The sequence below is a fragment of the Methylorubrum sp. B1-46 genome (genome assembly GCF_021117295.1).
Classification (GTDB): domain Bacteria; phylum Pseudomonadota; class Alphaproteobacteria; order Rhizobiales; family Beijerinckiaceae; genus Methylobacterium.
In genome coordinates, this window is sequence record NZ_CP088247.1 from 945,506 (window position 1) to 964,006 (window position 18,501).

At 69.5% G+C, this 18,501-nt stretch carries 14 protein-coding genes; 6 read left to right on the top strand and 8 right to left on the bottom strand.

All coding sequences use genetic code 11. From position 1 onward, the window contains the following. Window positions 1-81: 81 nt before the first annotated feature. Window positions 82-351: a hypothetical protein gene (locus LPC10_RS04620; protein WP_060768669.1), complete on the bottom strand. Its 270-nt coding sequence runs from the start codon at window positions 349-351 to the stop codon at window positions 82-84. Window positions 352-581: 230 nt separating this feature from the next. On the opposite strand from LPC10_RS04620, the gene LPC10_RS04625 reads away from it, so the two are divergent. The 3 genes from LPC10_RS04625 to dusA all read left to right on the top strand — a co-directional run bounded on the left by LPC10_RS04625 (window position 582) and on the right by dusA (window position 2,790). After that, entirely contained in the window at window positions 582-1,220 is a 639-nt protein-coding gene (locus LPC10_RS04625) for an urease accessory protein UreE (protein WP_231345664.1), read from the top strand. Window positions 1,221-1,350: 130 nt separating this feature from the next. Beyond that, on the top strand, window positions 1,351-1,503 hold the full coding sequence (locus tag LPC10_RS04630; RefSeq protein ID WP_231345665.1) for a hypothetical protein: 153 nt from the start codon (window positions 1,351-1,353) through the stop codon (window positions 1,501-1,503). A gap of 324 nt (window positions 1,504-1,827) precedes the next feature. Next, the gene (gene dusA, locus LPC10_RS04635; protein WP_231346966.1) at window positions 1,828-2,790 is read left to right on the top strand and encodes a tRNA dihydrouridine(20/20a) synthase DusA; all 963 of its coding nucleotides are present in this window, start codon (window positions 1,828-1,830) and stop codon (window positions 2,788-2,790) included. An 80-nt stretch (window positions 2,791-2,870) separates the two neighbouring features. Here the strand turns inward: dusA and LPC10_RS04640 are convergent, their stop codons facing one another. The 3 genes from LPC10_RS04640 to LPC10_RS04650 form a co-directional block, all read right to left on the bottom strand. Continuing rightward, window positions 2,871-4,889, bottom strand: a complete 2,019-nt coding sequence (locus LPC10_RS04640; RefSeq protein ID WP_370644654.1) for a putative bifunctional diguanylate cyclase/phosphodiesterase — start codon at window positions 4,887-4,889, stop codon at window positions 2,871-2,873. A 310-nt stretch (window positions 4,890-5,199) separates the two neighbouring features. Then, window positions 5,200-5,652 (bottom strand): response regulator, encoded by a 453-nt coding sequence (locus LPC10_RS04645; protein ID WP_108938907.1) that lies wholly within the window; start codon window positions 5,650-5,652, stop codon window positions 5,200-5,202. A 59-nt stretch (window positions 5,653-5,711) separates the two neighbouring features. Beyond that, entirely contained in the window at window positions 5,712-6,179 is a 468-nt protein-coding gene (locus tag LPC10_RS04650) for a BLUF domain-containing protein (RefSeq protein ID WP_231345667.1), read from the bottom strand. A gap of 227 nt (window positions 6,180-6,406) precedes the next feature. Between LPC10_RS04650 and LPC10_RS04655 the strand changes: the two genes are divergently transcribed. Genes LPC10_RS04655 through LPC10_RS04665 form a run of 3 tightly spaced genes read left to right on the top strand, consistent with a single transcriptional unit; the run spans window position 6,407 to window position 11,519 of the window. After that, window positions 6,407-7,792: a flagellar hook protein FlgE gene (locus LPC10_RS04655; protein WP_231345668.1), complete on the top strand. Its 1,386-nt coding sequence runs from the start codon at window positions 6,407-6,409 to the stop codon at window positions 7,790-7,792. Between the two features lie 26 nt (window positions 7,793-7,818). Next, complete coding sequence (gene flgK, locus LPC10_RS04660; protein WP_231345669.1) at window positions 7,819-9,711, top strand: flagellar hook-associated protein FlgK; 1,893 nt, start codon at window positions 7,819-7,821, stop codon at window positions 9,709-9,711. A 14-nt stretch (window positions 9,712-9,725) separates the two neighbouring features. After that, a complete protein-coding gene (locus tag LPC10_RS04665) occupies window positions 9,726-11,519 on the top strand; it encodes a flagellin (RefSeq protein ID WP_231345670.1) in 1,794 nt (597 codons plus the stop codon). 690 nt (window positions 11,520-12,209) lie between these two features. On the opposite strand, the gene LPC10_RS04670 is transcribed toward LPC10_RS04665, so the two are convergent. The 4 genes from LPC10_RS04670 to ptsP form a co-directional block, all read right to left on the bottom strand. Then, window positions 12,210-13,436, bottom strand: coding sequence for a DUF4167 domain-containing protein (locus LPC10_RS04670; RefSeq protein ID WP_231345671.1), 1,227 nt, complete (start codon window positions 13,434-13,436; stop codon window positions 12,210-12,212). A gap of 559 nt (window positions 13,437-13,995) precedes the next feature. Next, entirely contained in the window at window positions 13,996-14,880 is an 885-nt protein-coding gene (prmC, locus tag LPC10_RS04675) for a peptide chain release factor N(5)-glutamine methyltransferase (protein ID WP_231345672.1), read from the bottom strand. 139 nt (window positions 14,881-15,019) lie between these two features. Continuing rightward, window positions 15,020-16,105, bottom strand: a complete 1,086-nt coding sequence (prfA, locus tag LPC10_RS04680; RefSeq protein WP_231345673.1) for a peptide chain release factor 1 — start codon at window positions 16,103-16,105, stop codon at window positions 15,020-15,022. Between the two features lie 71 nt (window positions 16,106-16,176). Further along, window positions 16,177-18,438, bottom strand: a complete 2,262-nt coding sequence (ptsP, locus tag LPC10_RS04685; protein WP_231345674.1) for a phosphoenolpyruvate--protein phosphotransferase — start codon at window positions 18,436-18,438, stop codon at window positions 16,177-16,179. Window positions 18,439-18,501 lie beyond the last annotated feature (63 nt).

Below are 18,501 nucleotides of genomic sequence, written 5' to 3' on the forward strand. Positions count from 1 at the left end.
AGCCCGATGCGTTGACGGGCCGCAAAAGGAAAAGGGCCGGGGCTCCCCACCCCGGCCCTTTCCACAATGCGCGTGTCGCGATCAGCGGCAGTAGACGTTGCCGTACTCGTCGCGGAAGGTGCCGTAGGGGCAGCGCGGCGCCGAGGCGGCACCGGCGATCGCGCCACCCGCACCGCCGATCGCGGCACCGGCGAGCGCACCGCCCGCGCGGCCCGTAGCGAGCCCGCCGACCGCAGCGCCCAGACCCGCACCGAGGGCCGCACCGCCCAGCGCCCGATCCTGAGGCGTGTTGCAGGCACCGAGCGAGAGCGCGAGGCTGCCCGCGAGGGCGGCGGCAATGAGTCTCTTCATGGTGGTCCGAACTCCCTTGTGCATCGGCGATCGGGCCTGTTGCCGGCGCGGGGCACCGTTTGGCCTTGGTTTGTCACCGGCTGCCATCGACGGCACATGAAACGGCCAAGATTGGGGCAGGTTGCATCGGCGCATGACTTTTCGCCCTGCGCCTGCCATCTGAGGGCGCACCTGTTGCAAAATCGCCCGGCTTCGGCCCGTTGCCGCCGGGTTCATGACCGAGGACCGCCATGCCCAAAGCCAGCCTGATCGTCCGCAAGGCCGCCGTCCGGCCCGATCTCGTCGTCGATACGGTGACCCTCGACCATACCGCGCGGGGACAGGCGCACGCCCATCTGACCACGGCGGGCGGGCTGTCCGTCGATCTCACCCTGGACCGCGCCGCGGGCCTGGAGGACGGTGACGCGTTGAAGCTCGACGACGGGCGCCTCGTCGGCGTGCGCGCCGCCGATGAGGCGCTGCTCGAAGTCCGCGCCGGCAATCCCGCCCGTCTGCTGCGCCTCGCCTGGCAACTCGGCGGCGAGCATGTTCCCGCCGAGGTCGGCGCGGACGTTCTCTACGTCCCGGCCAGGGCCGCCGAACTGGTCCGCGGCGCGGGCTGCATGGCCAGCCCGCTGAACCGGCCCTTCAAGCCGGAAAAGGCTGCCCACGACCACAGCCAGTGCGGCCACGATCACCATGGCCACCATCACCACGACCACGAGGCTCACGCGCGTCACGACCACGGACAGCCCCCGGCGCATCAGCACGGGTCCGACCATGATCACGGTCACAACCATGACCACGGAAGCTGCGGGCATGATCACAGCCACGATCACACCCACGAACATGGGCACGATCACAGCCACGGGCATCGTCATAAGCATTGAGCTGTCCGGCTCCGTCGAGAGCCAGGGCTGAAGCATACGGGAACGGCACGGGCACAGCCCTTGCCGTCCCATTGCGGAACAGGCGGGGATGCAGGATCGTTGCCCCGGAGATTCCATCCGGAGGCGGGCCGTGACGGCACTCAGCGTCTTCCAGAACGACGACGGCCTCTGGGCCGTTACCGCACAAGGTCTCGTGGTCACCGGCCTGACCAAGGAGAGCGCGGAGGCCTTTGCGGAGGCCTTCCTGCGGCTTCACGACGAGGCGCTCCCGGCAGCAACCTAGCCGGTCGGCGGCAGGCTGCCGGCCGCTGCGCAAGCGCTCGGCCTCTCCCGCCACGCGCTTCCCTTCCGGCCCCGGACAAGGCGTGATATCCGGGCGCACATCGCCGAGATCGCCCTGAACGACGACCTTCGGCTCGCGGAGCGAAGGCGCAAGTCGATGTCCGGCCAATCCGGACGGGGCGGTTCGCGTCCGATCGAGCCGCCGCGTGGATCGGTTCTCGCGAATGGCTCAGGGCGGACGAGAATCGAACGGAACAGGGCGCACGTGTCGACGCCGACGGATATCCCGAACGCTCTCAGCGGCTGGCGCTTCAGCGTCGCCCCGATGATGGACTGGACCGACCGGCAGTGTCGCGCGTTCCACCGCACCCTGTCGCGCCGGGCCCGACTCTACACCGAGATGGTGACGACCGGCGCCGTGCTGCATGGGGATCGGGAGCGGCTGCTCGGCTTCGATGCCGGCGAGCATCCAGTCGCGGTGCAGCTCGGCGGCTCCGATCCAGGGGACCTCGCGGCGGCGGCGCGGATCGCCGCCGATTTCGGTTACGCCGAGATCAACCTCAATGTCGGCTGCCCCTCCGACCGGGTGCAGGAGGGACGCTTCGGCGCCTGCCTGATGCGTGAGCCGGATCTGGTGGGTGCGTGCGTGGCGGCCATGAAGGCGGCCGTCGCCGTGCCCGTCACGGTGAAATGCCGCCTCGGCGTCGATGATCAGGATACAGAGCAGGCCCTCGACGCCGTGGCCGGCACGGTGATCGCGGCCGGTGCCGACGGGCTCATCGTCCACGCCCGCAAGGCTTGGCTGAAAGGCCTGTCACCGCGCGAGAACCGGGATGTGCCCCCCCTCGATTACGGCCGGGTCGCTCGGTTGAAGCGGGCGCATCCCGCCCTGCCGATCGCGATCAACGGCGGAATTGCCGACATCGCCGCCGCCAAGGCGCGGCTGACGGAGGTCGACGGCGTGATGATCGGTCGGGCGGCCTATACCGAGCCGGCTCTGCTCCTCGACGTCGATCCCGAGCTGTTCGGCGAGCCGGCGCCCGTGGCCGACGCCTTCGCTGCGGTCGAAGCGTTCGAGCCGGTCATCGCGGCGGGGCTCGAACGCGGCCTACGCCTGCATGCCTATACCCGGCACATGCTCGGCCTGTTCAACGGGCGGCCCGGCGCGCGGGCCTATCGCCGGCATCTGGCCACCGCCGGCATGGCCGCGGAGGCCGGGATCGGCACCCTGCGAGAGGCGACGGCCAAGGTCTCGCGGGACCGTCCGCCGGCCTCCGCAGCGGCCTGAAGGTCGGCCCCGGTCGAAGGGACGATCGGCGATCCGTCTCAGAGTGCCTCGCAAAACGCCCGCTCACCGACCGTTCTCGCTCAGGCGGCGCGGCGCTTGCGGCCGTTCCAGGTCTCGAGAAGCGCCGGAAGGGCGCTCGCCGGAACCGGCGGACTGAACAGGTAGCCCTGCACCTCGTCGCAGCCCTCCTCGCGCAGCCAAGCGAGCTGCTCCGGCGTCTCGACACCTTCCGCGGTCGTCGTCATGCCGAGGCTGGAGGCGAGGCTGACCACCGCCCGCACGATGAAGCCCGACCCCTGCTCCACCGTCAGGTCGCGGGTGAAGGACTGATCGACCTTCATCTTGTCGAAGGGGAAGCTGCGCAGGTAGCTCAAACTGGAATAGCCGGTGCCGAAATCGTCCATGGCAATGCGGACCCCGAGATCCCGCAGCCCGTGCAGGATCGCCACCGTGGCGCTGCCGTTGACGAGCAGGACGCTCTCGGTGATTTCCAGTTCGAGGCGGCGGGCGGGCAGACCGCTCTCGGCCAGCGCCTCCTTCACCGTGCCGATCAGCGCGGTCGAGGTGAATTGCGCCGCCGAGACGTTGACCGCGACCTTGAGCCCTTCCGGCCAACGCGCGGCCTCGCGGCAGGCGCGCCGCAGGACCCATTCGCCCAAAGGCACGATGAGGCCGATCTCCTCGGCGAGCGGCACGAATTCGGCGGGCGAGACGCGCCCCCGCGTCGGGTGCGTCCAGCGCAGCAGCGCCTCGAAGCCGCAGATGCGCTCCTGGGACAGGTCGTAGATCGGCTGGTAGTGCAGGTCGAACACCTCCGCCTCGAAGGCGGCGCGCAGGTCGAGTTCGAGGGAGCGGCGGGCCTGAAGGCGGGAATCCATCTCCGCCTCGAAGAACCGGAACACGCCGCGCCCGTCGCCCTTGGCGCGATAGAGGGCGACGTCGGCGCATTGCATCAGCCGCTCGGGCTCCAGGCCGTCGCTCGGCGCGAGCGCGATCCCGATGCTGACGCCGATGGTAACGGAGTGATGGGTGAGCGCGTAGGGCGCGCTGACCACGTCGAGGATGCGCTTGGCCAGAGTGGCGGCATCCGCCGGCGCCTCGACCGCCGCCTGGATGACCGCGAACTCGTCGCCGCCGAGCCGGGCCACGATGTCCACCTCGCGCAGGCAGGCTCTGAGGCGGTGGGCCACCGCCCGCAGCAACTCGTCGCCGACCGCATGGCCGAGGGTGTCGTTGACCTGCTTGAAGTTGTCGAGGTCGAGGCAGAGAACGGCGAAACCGGTATCGCGCCGGGCCTGGATGATCGCTCCCTCGATGCGCTCGCGCAGCAGCACGCGGTTGGGCAGTTCGGTCACGGCATCGTGCCGGGCCATGTGGGCGATGCGGGCCTCGGCGTTCCAGCGCTCGGTCACTTCCTCGAAGATCGCCACGAAGCCGCCGCCGTCGATCGGCTGGATCTCGATGGCGACGATGCGCCCGTCGGCGAGGTGCTGGATCTGGGTCGGCACGGCGTCGGCCCCCATCAGAGCGTCGATCTCGGCCAATTGTTCGGCTTCGCTCCGGTCCGACCGGCTTTCGGCCATGACGCTGCGGCGCAGGACCTCCTGTGCCGGCATGCCCGGCGTCACGGCACCGGTCGGCAGGCGGTAGATCTCATGGTAGCGGCGGTTGATCACGAGCAGCCGGTGATCGCCATCGTAGAGCAGGAAGCCCAGGGAGAGCGTATCGAGCGCGGCGTTCAGCCGGGCGATGCGGTCGCTCAGTTCCTCCACGCGGCGCTCCAAACCCGCGATGTCGGCTGCAGACCGCGCGCCGTCCCCCTGCCCGGCCGTCGCCATTGCCGCGCCGAGACGACGGTGGAGCTGGCGCAACGCGAGGAGCACCAGGGCAAGCGCCGCGGCACCGGCGCCGGCAATCAGCAGGGCCCGCGCGGCCGGATCAGCCGAGAATGAGGCCGCGAACGCGGCGGACGCCAATCCGGTTACGGTCAGGCACAGCCACAGGCCGGCGCGCAGGACGTCGCCGCGCATCGCACCCGCGCCGCTTCGCGGAACCGACGAGCGATCTGCGGCTCCGCACCCTTCGGCCTGCGCCTGCATCAGTAGCCCGACCTTCCTCTCCGTCCGCGACGAGAATGCCCGGATCCGGTTAAGACGGCCTCTCGTGAATTCAACCACAGATCAACCTGTCTCGGGCTCGGCCGACGGTTCGGAGCGATCACGCCTCCCGCGCGCGCCCTCTCCCGGCCTGCGTGTGCGCCTGTTCAAGCCGGCAATGCGCCCCATCCCGGTCCGACCGCGGGACGGGCCGGGCCCGGAGCGGCCGGTTCCGAGTGCCTCACACAAATCCCGGCGACCGACCGTTCTCGCTCGGGCGAGGACAGCGCGGCGGGGGTTTTGGGGGAGACGCTCAGAACTTGCCCAGCAGCGGAAATTCCTGGCTCAGCGTCGACTCGGCAGGCAGCGGCGCCTCGCGGCGGCGCGGCTTGCGGTTGAGCACCTGTTTCAGCTTGGTCTTCAAGAGGTTGATGTCGAACGGCTTGAGGATGAAGGCGTCGGCACCCGCGACGTGGGCGTGGTTGATGTCCTCAAAGTCGAACGAGGTCTCGGTGAGGATGAAGGGCGTGTTCATCAGGCTGTCGTCGGCCCGAATCTCCCGCAGGAGCTGAAGCCCGTCCATCGGCTCCATGGCGAGGTCGGAGATGACCAGGGCGTAGCGGCGCTCCCGCATGCGGCTGAGGGCCTCGGTGCCGTCCGATACGCCCTCCACGTCCGGGAAGCCGAGGCGGGACATCAATTCGATGATCAGCCGCAGCAGCTTGGGCTGATCATCGACGATGAGGATGGGAAGTGTGTCGCTCATGGCGTCCGAGGGCGTGTCTCAAAAGGAACTCTGGGGGGCGGGCTCAAGCGTCCGCCCGCTCAAACGAACAAGTGGTCGATGCCCTGTTTGGCCATCGATTCGGCTTGCAGCGTGATGGCCAGCCCATGAATGGCGCTGCCCTTCGGCGTACCCCGGTGCAGCATCGGCAGCAGGCCGGATTTGGCGAAGTGCGGATCGTTGGCGGGCGTGCGGCTCACCGTCGTGAACGAGCTGACGAACTCGCGCTTGGCGATCTCGCGCCACTCGACGATCTGCACGTCGCGGTGGCGTGAATCGGCGGCGATGCGCTGGAAGGTCTCGTTGACCGACTGACGCTCGCCCTCGACCACCTGGATCGCGAAATTCTGGTCGATGATCAGGAAGCTCGTGATCACCGCGAACTCGTTCTTCTTCTGAGCCTGCCGCGTGATGTCGCCGATCTGCTTCGCGCGCAGAGCCGGCTCGTTCGAGATGGTCAGGCGCGAGAAGTAGATCAGGTGGACGAGGCTCGTCCTCTTGTTCTTCATGGATGCCGTCCGACGCGAAAGCTCAGTCTCCATCCTAACGGCCGTCGCGATAACGGGCCGTAAACACAGCCGAACTGGGCAGAAACTGCCGCACAGGCCCCTCAGACGGTCCGAATCTGCCGAGATCGCGCGACACCGCCCTCAACAAAATCAATAGTTTAAACGTGGCATGCCGCTTGCGGCCTCACATCGACCGCCCGTGCGGCCTTAGGGAGCGAGCCAAAGCCATGGACGTCTTTTCCGCGCTTCAGACCGCGGTCTCGGGCCTGAAGGCGCAATCCTTCTCGCTGAGCAACATCTCCGGCAACATCGCGAACTCGCAGACGACCGGCTACAAGCGCATCGATACGGGCTTCGTCGACATGCTCGTCGACAGCAGCAGCGCCAAGACCCAGACCGCGGGTTCGGTCGCCGCATTCTCGGAACTCACCAACTCGGTCCAGGGCAACAAAGTCTCGACCGGCGTCTCCACCAACATGGCGCTCGACGGTCAGGGCTTCTTCGTGGTGCGCAAGAAGACCACCGATACGGGCGGCGGCGAGAGCTTCTCCAGCGCCAACCTCTATACCCGCCGCGGCGATTTTGCCGCGGACAAGGACGGCTACCTCGTCAACGGCGCGGGCGCCTATCTCGTCGGCGCGAGCCTCGACCCGGTCACCGGCCAGACCAACGGCACCGGGCCGATCCGGATCTCCAACGCGATCATCCCGGCCAAGCCGACGACGGCGATCACCTACTCGGCCAACCTGCCGAAGACGCCGGCCACCACCAACGTCGCCTCGACCAACGGCCTGCTCTCCGCCTTCAGCGACGGCTCCGACGCGCGGGTGACGCCGACCAACGGCAGAACCGGCGGCACCGTCTCCCAGGCCAACGCGCAGAGCCTGATCGACAACAGCATCGCCGGCCCGGCGCTGACCGTCTACACCGCCTCCGGCGCGCCGGTGAGCGTGCAGAGCCGTTGGGCGAAGGTGGCCGCCGCCGACACGGCGACCGGCACGAGCGATACCTGGAACCTGTTCACCGCCGACAAGACCAGCGTCACCGGCAATCAGACGAGCTGGACCAATATCGGCCAGGCCTTCACCTTCAGCCTCAGCGGTCAGATGACGGCGCCGACCGGGAGCACGGTTCCGATCAACAACCTGACGGTCGACGGCGTCAATGTCGGCACGGTCGGCCTCGATCTCAGCGGCGGCCTGACGCAGTACGCCGCAGCCTCCGGCGCGGTGACGACCAACGACCTCAAGCAGAACGGCTATGCCTCGGGCTCGCTGAACTCCGTCGAGGTCGGTGAGAACGGCATCATCAGCGGCAAGTACTCGAACGGCTCGGTGATCGGGCTGGCCCGGATCGAGGTGGCGCAGTTCGTCAATCCCGACGGGCTGAAGCCGGATTCGCTCGGCAATTACCAGCAGACCGTTGCCTCCGGCGAGGCGATCAGCGGGCTCAAGGACTCGACCGTGGTCGGGGCCAACCTCGAACAGTCGAATACCGACATTGCTGCGGAATTTTCAAAGATGATCGTTACGCAACAGGCCTACTCTGCCAACACCCGGGTGATGTCCACGGCGCAGACGATGATCTCCGACCTCCTGAACGTCATCCGCTGACCGGCTCCTGAGCGAGGAGAGACGCCTTGGCCCTCGACGCGTTCAGCACGGCGACCGCAGGCCTGCGGGTCACGCAGGCCCAGATCGGGGTCGTCTCGCAGAACATCGCCAATGTCGGCACGGCGGGCTATGTCCGGCGCACGCTCTCGCCCGTCAGCTCGGGCCTGGGCAATGCGGGCGTCGCCACCGGCACGATCGGTCGTGCCCTCGACGCCGCGGCACTCAAGCAGCTCCGCTCCGAGACGTCGGGCGCGGCCTACACCTCGCTGATGTCGAAGACGCGCACGCAGCTCGACACGCTCTACGGGCGGCCCGGCGACGCGTCCGCGCTCGACGGCGTGTTCAACCGCTTCACGCTCTCGCTGCAGACGCTCGCCGCCAACCCGACCTCGACGGCCGCGCGGGCGACGGTGCTCAGCGCGGCCAACGACATCGCCACCCGCATCGGCAGCGCCGCCAACGGGGTCCAGGCCCTGCGCTCAGGGCTGGAGACGCAACTCGGCATCGACACCAGCAAGGCGAGCGACCTCCTCGCGCAACTGGCCAAGCTCAACACCCGCATCGTCGCGACCTCGGCCGGCGATCCGAGCCGCCCCGACCTGGAAGACCAGCGCGATCAGGCGCTTACCAGCCTGTCGGGCCTGATCGACATCAACGCCGTCACCCAGAGCGACGGCAGCGTGAGCGTGCTGACGAGTTCGGGCGTCACGCTGCTCGACCGCTCGGATGCCGCCACGCTCAGCTTCGATGCCCGCGGCACTCTCTCGGCCAACGCCTTCTACGACAGCGACCCGTCCCGCAGCGGCGTCGGCACCATCGTCGCGACGACGCCCGGCGGCGGCAAGATCGACCTGCTCGCCTCGGGAGCGATCCGTTCCGGGTCGATCGCCGCGGCGATCGAACTGCGCGACAGCGCTCTGCCGCAGGCGCAGCGCCAGCTCGACGACCTCGCCGCGGGCCTGTCGCGAGCGATGTCCGACCGGGTCGCCACCGGCACCGTTCCCACCGATGGCACCCAGGGCGGCTTCGATATCGACCTCACCGGCCTCTCGGCCGGCAATGCCATCACCCTGACGGTGCAGGACGGGAGCGGGACGCAGCGCAACCTGATCCTGATGCCGTCCTACCAAGCACCGCCGCCGGCCGTTCCCGCCGGCAGCACCGAGGACGCGAACGCCACGATCATTCCCTTCACGATCCCGCAGGCCGGTGCGGGCCGCGACCCCGCCTCGGTCCGCAACGCGATCGCCGCGGCCCTAGGCGGAGGGTATAGCGTCTCGAGCGCGCCGGGCGGCGCGGCCGGGGCGATGCGGATCCTCTCGACCGGCGGCGCCTCCCTGGTCGCGGCGAGCGCCAGCGTGACGCAGGTTACCTCGGCGGGCGACATCAAGGGTGCCGCCACGCAGCTTCCGCTCTTCGTCGACGGCGCGTCCGCCGCGCTCTACACCGGCTCCTTCGACGGCGGCTCGCAGCTCACCGGCTTCGCCCAGCGCATTGCCGTGAACCCAGCGGTAGTCGGCAGCGCCGGCACCCTCGTCGGGATCACCGGCACGGGCTCCGGATCGAGCGCCGGCGACGGGACCCGGCCCCAGGCCATGTACACCGCGCTGACGAGCACGCAGCGCCTGTTCTCCTCGTCGAGCGGCATCAGCGGCATCGACGCGCCGACGCGCTCCAGCGTCGCCGACTTCGTTCAGGGCGTCATCTCGGTGCAGGGCGCGGCGGCGGCGGCGGCGCAGGATCTCGACGAGGGCCAGAGCATCGCCCTCTCGACGGCGCAGGGGCGCTTCGCCTCCGCCTCGGGCGTCAACATCGACGAAGAGATGTCGAATTTGATCGCGCTTCAGCAGGCCTACGCGGCCAATGCCCGCGTGCTCACCGCGGCGCGCGACATGATCGACACCCTGCTCAGAATTTAGCTGCGGAGCCGCCGATGACCATTTCCGCCTTCGCCGCCGGCACCTACCGCTTCGACCGCCAATCGGCGAGCCTCGTCGGCATGAAGAACCAGCTCGACGGGCTGGCTCAGCAGCTCTCGACGGGGCGCACCGCCGAGACCTATGGCGGCCTCGGCGTGGCACGCACGACGAGCCTCAGCGCCCACGCCGCGATCAGCGCGCAAGAGGGCTACGTCGCGGCGATCTCCTCGGCCGAGACCCGGGTGAAGCTCACGAGCGCCAGCCTGACCCAACTCAAGGCGCTCTCCGACAACACCCGCTCCAGTATCAGCGGCAACGTCGCCTCCCGCAACGAGAAGCTGCCCGCCACCACCGTGCAGCTCGCCGCCAACAACCTCGCGGCGGCCGTCGATGCCCTGAACCAGCAGGCGGGCGGGGTCTACGTCTTCTCGGGGCGGGCCACCGAGACGCAGCCGGTCGTCTCCCAGGACGCCATCATGAACGGCATTCCGGCGGAGGGCCTGGATGGACTCAAGGCGCTGATCGCCGAGCAGAAGAAGGCCGATCTCGGCCCTGCCGGGAACGGACGCCTGATCCAGGGCACCGGCACCCGGACGGTCAGCCTGTCGGAGGATGCCAACCCGGAGGCGCGGGCGAATTTCGGCTTTACCCTCATGGCCGCGTCGAGTTCGAACAGCGCTTCGCTCGGCGCCAGCTTCTTCGCGGGGGCGAAGCCCGATGTCGCCCTCACCTTCGCGCAGCAGCCCGCCGACGGCGCCCAGGTGCGGGTCGTCGTGCAGCTCGCAGACGGCAGCCAGAAGACCCTCGACCTGACGGCTCGCGCGGGGGAAGCCGGGAACGCGGCCGGCGCCTTCGCCATCGGCAACACCGCGGCAGACACGGCCGCGAACCTGAAGCGGGCGCTCGGTGGCGCCGACATCGCCAGCGTGCAGAGCGCAAATCCGCCCGGCGTGACCGCCACCTTCTCCAACGGGCAGGCGGCCTCGACCGTTTTCACGGTGGGGAACGGCATCGCGGCCGGCGACGCCATCACGCTCAAGCTCGGCCTGCACGACGGCACGACCCGGACGATCACCCTGACCGCTGCCGAGACGGCCGCTTCCACCTCGACGACGACCTTCGCCCTCGGCGCCACCCCGGACGACACCACCGCGAACCTGTCGCGGGCGCTCCAGAACGCCCTGACCTCGGCCGCCAACGCCGACCTCTCCGCGAGTTCGACGGCCCGCGCCTCACTCAACTTCTTCGAAGGCTCGCCCGTGGCGGGCCTGAGCCCGCGGCGCGTCGCGGCGGACGGCAACGGCTACGCCGAGACCGCGAGCGCCAAGACCTTGATCTGGTACAAGGGCGACACCGCCGCCGACCCGCGGGCGACGGCGACCGTGCAGGCCGGCACCAGCCGGACGGTGGCCATCGGTGCCCAGGCCAACGAGGAGGCGATCCGCCGGACGCTGGCCAGCATCGCCGCGATGGCCGCCGAAAGCTTCACCAGCGGGACAGGAACCGTCGATACGGCGCGCTACGAGGCCGTGTCCAACCGGGCATCCAGCCTGCTCACCGCGGGCGAGAACCAGCAGAGTCTGGAGCAGCTCGGCACCGATTTCGGCCTTGCGGCCAGCAGCATGGCCAACGCCAAGGCGGTGGCGAACACCACCAAGGCCACCCTGGAGGCCTCTCTCGACGGCATCGACACCGTCTCGACCGAGGAGGTCGCGGCCAAGCTGCTGAGCCTGCAGACGCAGTTGCAGGCGAGCTACAAGGTCACCTCGATCCTCTCCGAGATGAGCCTCGTGAACTATCTGCGATAGGATCCCATCCCCATCTGCTCATCGTCGTAAGAAGCGGCTGAAGGCGGGGCGCCGTCATCGGCTGCCCCGGTCGTCGACGTTGGCTTTGCGTCCATCCCGTCGCCTGATCGGCCTACCAACCACCCCTGCGACACAGCGCGAGCAGATAGCGAAGCCGTGGATCGGGGTTTCCGCGACGGACCATCGCGCGCCCGTTGGCGCAGGTCTGCCGAGTTCTCGCCTCACTCGGCTCGGCGCGTCGTGACCGGCTGCCCCTGCGCTCGGCGTAGCCCCGCGCCATACCGGAGAGCACCTGCCCCTGTGCGATCATCCTTGGATCCAGGGCGAGTGCGGCGGTCGGCGTCGCGATCATGAGCGCCGTGGCCAGGAAGAAGGTCTGCCGCATCATGTCCTCCGATCGCCGGCCGGATCGGGCACGCGCCGCTTGCACGAGCCGGTCCGCCCCTGACATCGGCCTATGCCTCATCGACAGCCTGGAAGCAGGCCTTTCCTAGGGCCGGAACGGGCGGTCTTCTGACGAAAGCCTGCGGCTGTCGCTCGGGACGCCGCGCGACGGCCGGGCACAACGAAAACGGCCCGAGGTTTCCCTCGGGCCGCTGATTTCGTCTTGGTATCTCTCACAAAACTCCCGCCACGCTGTCCTCGCACGCGGGAGAACGGTCGGTGACCGGACGTCTTAGTGAGGCACTCTTACTCGGCCGCGTCCGGCGTATCCGTCTGGTCGGGAGCGGCCTCACCCTCGGCACCCTTGTAGCGGGTTCGACGCCGCCGGGGCTTGGGCGCCGGCGTGTCGTCGGCCGCGGGCACTTCGGCGCTAGGGGCCGCTTCGCGCGGCTCCGGCGCGGAGCGCGGGGCCGGAGCATCGGCCGGCGGCGGAGCGGGATTGCGGGTCGCCGTCATCAGGAAGGCGGGCAGCGCCGACGGATCGGCCGCTTCGGCCGCCGCCGCGCGGCTGGCCTCGCTTGCGCGGCCACGCCCGCGCCGCGGCGCCGGGCTGTCGGGACGCACCGGCCCCTCGGAGCGTGGGGCAGCCTCGGCGCGGGTTTCCTGGCGCGGCTCGACCGGGCGCGCCTCTTGACGCGGCTCCTGCCGCGAGTCCTGGCGAGGCTCCTGCCGCGGCGCCTCGGAGGGTTCCGGACGACCGTTCTCGAAGCGCGCGGCGTCGCGGCGGTTCTCACGCGGGCCCTCGCGGCCCTCCTGAGCCTGCGGTCCGAAATCCTGCCGGTAATCCTGGCGCCGGTCCTGCCTGTAATCCGGGCGATGACCGTCCTGACGGGGATAGTCCTGGCGGTCCTGACGCTCGGGCCGATCCTGACGCTCGGGCCGATCTTGGCGCTCGGGTCGGTCTTGCCGATCCTGGCGGAAGTCCTGCCGCGGCTCGCCGCGGTTATAGTCCTGCCGGTTGCCCTCAAAGCGCTGACCGCGGTCGTTGCGGTCACCACGCTCGTTGCGGTCGCGGCCCTGGAAACGCTGGTTCCGGTCTCCGCGCTCGTTGCGGTCGCGGCCCTGGTTCCGGCCGTCGAAGTCGTGGCGCTCGAACGGCTGCGGCTGCTGGGTCGGGTCGCCGTACTCGTCTGTGCCGTAGCCGAAGCCGGGGCGGCCCCCCTCGGCGCCCTGGCCCTGGACGGTCTCGTCGTCGCCCTCCTCGTCCTCGTCGAAGCCGTTGCGGGCGTAGCCCTGGCTGACCTGAGGACGGCCCGGTTCCTGGGCACTGGTGATGATGCGGAAATAGTGCTCGCCGTGCTGGAAGTAGTTCTCCGCCGCGACCGGATCGCCGCTCGCCAAGGCGTCGCGGGCGAGCTGCGCGTACTTGTCGGCGATGTGCTGGGCGGTGCCGCGGATTTTGACGTCGGGACCGTTCGACTCGTAGGAGCGCGTCAGCGGATTCGGACCCTTGGGCCGATTGCGACCCCGCATCCGTCGATTCTGGTTTGGTCTCATCGGCCTCGATTGACCCTCGTTAACCTGTCGCTCAGCGTGACTGACAGCGCCGGATCCCTGCTCGCGGACGAAGCGGGCCGGGCGCGGGGCACCCGAGCGCGCACATCCCGCGATGTTTGCCGCTCGTCCGGTGGCTGCGCTCCGTTCGGCGCGCCGCGAGACATCCCTCGACTGTCAGGTTCGATCCCACCGAGACTGACCGCGACTGCCGGAGCGCGTCCGCTCGATGGTGGGAAGACCGTCCGAGGCCGGAGGACACGGTCAAAACCGATCCTGCCGATACCGTCTTGAAGAGTGCCTCACAAAACTCCCGGCATTCGGGAGCTCCCTTTGTCCATAACGGCGCAGCGGGAGTTTTATGAGAGACGCTCAACGGGCCGTTGGCGGTCTGCATATCTAAGCTAGTGACTGACGCCCTCGACAACAAGCATTTTTTCGGAGCAACGCCGGCTTATGCCGAATTTCTGCGGGGTCCGTGGCATTTTGCGTGGCGTTTTGCGCCCTGCCGCACCGGCCGATCCACTTCTTCGTTCCGTCACCTGCCCGCCAAGGATGGCCGAAGCGTGACGACCCGGTCGTTGCCGGCGAGATCCCGGCCGACACGCACATCCTCGAATCCCATCGCCCGCGCGAGGTCGGTGAGCGCTGCTCCCTGGTCGTAGCCGATCTCCAGGACAAGGGCGCCGCCCACGGCGAGCAGGCCGGGCCGTCGCGCGATCCCGCGAAGAATCGCCCGGTAGGCGTCGAGGCCGTCGGCGCCGCCGTCGAGTGCGGCGTGCGGATCGTGAAGGCGTACCTCCGGCGCGAGCGTCGCGACGACGGAGGCGGCGATATAGGGCGGATTCGAAACGATCAGGTCGAATGGCCCGGTCACGGCATCGAGCCAGGAGCCGCACAGGAAGGCGGCCCTGTCGCCGACGCCGTTGCCCGCCGCGTTCCGGCGGGCGACCGCAAGTGCGCCCTCCGCCCGGTCGAGACCGATGCCGAAGGCTTTGGCGCGCTCGTGCAGCAGCGCCACGAGGATGCAGCCGGAGCCGGTGCCGAGATCGATCAGGCGAAGCGGACGATCCCTCTCGGGACACAACCGTAGCGCGGCCTCCACCACGCTCTCGGTGTCGGGCCTCGGCACCAGAGTCTCCGGTCCGAGCGCGAAGGGCAGCCCCCAGAACTCCCAGGCGCCGATAATCCGCGCCACCGGCTCGCCCGCGCACCGACGCGCCGCAGCTTCACTTAGAGCGCGTGCACCGGCCGCGCCGATCGGCTCGCGCCCGCGGAGCGAGAGGTCCAGGGCCGTAAGCGCGAGGACGTGCAGGGCGAGGAAGCGGGCATCCGTGCGCGCCTCCGGCAGGCCGGCCTCTTCGAAGACGCGGACGAGATGGCGCAGGGCGGCTTCACGGGAGAGGGTGTGATCGAAGCTCATGCCGGACAGCGCGGGACGTGTCCGCGCCTTCGCCCCCATCCCGATCGGGCCCGCCCGGCTTGAGCAAACGCTCGCGGGTCTCGGGCGAGCCCGCGGCCGCGCGGGAAGTGAGTTTCGTAGCGCTCCACCCGATCAGGGATCACGCCATCCCCTCAGCTGCCAGCAATTCCGCCTGATGCTCGGTGACCAGCGCGTCGATCACCTCGTCGAGTGCCGGGCCGGCCATGACCTCCTCCAGCTTGTAGAGGGTCAGGTTGATGCGGTGGTCGGTGACGCGCCCTTGCGGGAAGTTGTAGGTGCGGATGCGCTCGGAGCGGTCGCCGGAGCCGACCTGCGCCTTGCGGTCGGCGGCCCGCGCCGAATCCTTGGCCGTGCGCTCGGCGTCGAACAGCTTGGCCCGCAGCAGCGCCATGGCGCGCGCCCGGTTCTTATGCTGCGAGCGCTCCTCCTGCACGAACACCACCACGCCGGTCGGGATGTGGGTGATGCGGATCGCCGACTCGGTCTTGTTGACGTGCTGGCCGCCGGCGCCCTGCGCTCGCATGGTGTCGATCTTCAGATCGGCCTCGTTGACGACGACATCGACCTCCTCGGCCTCGGGCAGCACGGCGACGGTGGCGGCGGAGGTGTGGATACGCCCCTGCGTCTCGGTGTCGGGCACGCGCTGGACGCGGTGGGCCCCGCTCTCGAACTTGAGCCGCGAGAACACCGAGCGGCCCTTCACCTCGGCGACCACCTCGCGGTAGCCGCCGACGGTGCCCTCGCTCTCCGAGATCACCTCGACGCGCCAGCCCTTCGACTCGGCGTATTTCGCGTACATCCGGAACAGGTCGCCCGCGAACAGGGCCGCCTCGTCGCCGCCGGTGCCGGCGCGGATTTCGAGGATCGCGCTCTTCTCGTCGGCCGCATCCTTGGGCAGCAGCATGAGCTGCAGCGCGCGGTGGGCCGCCTCCATCGCTTCCTCGGCTTCGGGCTTCTCCTCGGCCGCGAGCGCGCGCATCTCGGGATCACCGCCGGGCTCGTCGATCAACGCGCGGATGCCGGCGAGGTTGGCCTCCGCCGCCCGGTAATGCTGGATCGCGGCGACGACGCCGTCGAGTTCCGACAGTTCGCGGGAGAGCTGCACGATCGTCTCGGCCTCGGCCGAGCCGTCGGCGAGCTGCGCCGTGACGAAGGCATGCCGGGCCAGGATGGCGTCGAGGCGATCGGAAGGAATGGGGGTCATCGCCCTGACTATACTCGCGACGGATCTGACAGTTGACGGAGGTTGAAGATTCGGCCCAGCCGGACAGCGTGTCAGATAGGCACGCCGTTCGCCTTCGCATACGCCGCAAGCGCGGGCCGGACCGAGGCGCCGTCGGTCACGCGGGTCAGCTCGGCCTCGATCAGTTGCGAGACCTCGCCGGCATGGGCGGAGAGGACCATCGCCTTGACCGGGCCGATCGCGGCCGGTGACATCGAGAACTCGCGGAATCCGAGGCCGATCAGCGCCAGCGCCTCGAGCGGGCGCCCGCCGATCTCGCCGCAGACGGTGGCGGGGCAGCCTTGCGCGGTCGCGCGCTCGGCGATCAAGCGGAAAGCGCGCATCGCCGCCCCGCAGAGAGGATCGAAGCGGTTGGCCACGCGCCGGTTCTCGCGATCGACCGCGAACAGGAACTGCATCAGGTCGTTGGAGCCGACCGACAGGAAGTCCGCCTCGCGGGCGATCTCGTCGATCTGGAACAGCAGCGAGGGCACCTCGACCATCGCGCCGAGGCGGCAATCGCTCGGCAGGAGGTAGCCGTGGCGGCGCAGATGCGCCTTCTCGCGCTCGACGATGTCGCGGGCGCGGGTGAACTCCTCGACGGTGGCGACCATCGGGAACATGATCTTGATCGGGCGCCCGGCCGCCGCCTTGAGGAGCGCCCGCAGCTGCACCCGCAGCAGCGCCGGCCGGTCGAGGCCGATGCGGATCGCCCGCCAGCCGAGCGCCGGGTTCTCCTCCTCGAGCGCCGGCATGTAGGGGAGGATCTTGTCCCCGCCGATGTCGAGGGTGCGGATCGTGACCGGCAAGTCGCCGGTCGCCGAATAGACTGCCTCGTAGAGCGTCTGCTGCTCGGCCGCCGAGGGCATCCGCTCGGCAATCATGAATTGCAGCTCGGTGCGGAACAGGCCGACGCCCTCCGCCCCGGTCTCGTGCAGATGGGTGAGATCGACCAGCAGGCCGGCGTTGAGATGGAGGCCGATCTTGACGCCGTCGCGGGTGACGGCGGGCACGTCGCGCAGGGCCCGGTACTGCTCCTGCCGCCGGGCGCGCAGGCGCACCATCTCGGCATAGGAGGCCTCGACCTCGGGGGTCGGCCGGATCTGGACCTCGCCGGAGAGGCCGTCGACGATGATCGCGTCGCCCGAGTCGCAGAGGCCGGTGGCGTTGGCGATCTCGCCGACCGCGGGAATGCCGAGCGCGCGGGCGACGATGGCGATGTGGCTCGTCGGCCCCCCCTCCTCCAGCACGACGCCGCGCAGGCGCGCCCGGTCGTAGTCGAGCAGTGCGGCCGGCCCCATCGAGCGGGCGACCAAGATCGCGTTCTCCGGCAACCCGTCGCCGCCGCGCCCCTCCTGGCCGACGAGGCGGCGCAGCAGGCGGTTGGCGAGATCGTCGAGGTCGTGCAGGCGGTCGCGGAGATACGGGTCGCTCTGGCGCAGCATCCGGGCGCGGTTGTCCGACTGCACCCGCTCGACCGCGGCCTCTGCGGTGAGGCCCGACTGGACCGCCTCGCGCATCCGCCGCAGCCAACCCTTGTCGTGGGCGAACATGCGGACCGTTTCGAGGATCTCGCGGGACTCGCCCGAACTGAGGCCGTCGCCGCGCTCGACCAGCTCGTCGATGGCCGAGCGCACATCCTCGATCGCCGATTCCAGCCGCTCGACCTCGCGCTCGACATTCTCGGCGATCAGCGTCTTCACGACGATGCGCGGCTCGTGCAGCACGACGTGGCCGAGGCCGATCCCGTCGGCGAGCGCGACGCCGCGCTGGCTCACCGGGCGGCGCGCGGCACTGCCGGCGCCGGGGGCCAGCGCTTGGAGTTCGCCCGAGGCGATCAGCTCCGCCAGCACCATGGCGGTGGTCTGGAGCGCCTCGATCTCCTCCTCAGAATAAACCCGGTAGGTCTTGTTCTGAACCACCAGCACGCCGAGCGTATTCCCGGCCCGCAACAGCGGCACGCCGAGGAAGGCGTGGTAGATCTCCTCGCCCGTTTCCGGCCGATACGAGAACGAGGGGTGCGACTGTGCGTCGGACAGCGCCAGCGGCTCGGCGGTCTTGGCGATCAGGCCGACGAGGCCCTCGTCGGCGCGCATACGGGTGATGTGGACCGCGTCGCGATTCAGACCCTCGGTTGCAAACAGTTCGAGGGTGTTGTCATCGCGCACCACGTAGACCGAGCACACCTCGGCGATCACGTTCGCCGCAATGAGGACGACGATCCGGTCGAGGCGCTGCTGCGGACTGACCGGCTCCGCCATGGCTTCGCGGAGCCGGCGCAGCAGCAGGCGCGGGCCTCCGGGCGCAGCGGGCATCGTGTCGTCAATCCGGGTCGGCCGGCGCAACCCTGGCTGGTGAGCCGTGGGGCCGACGCCGAC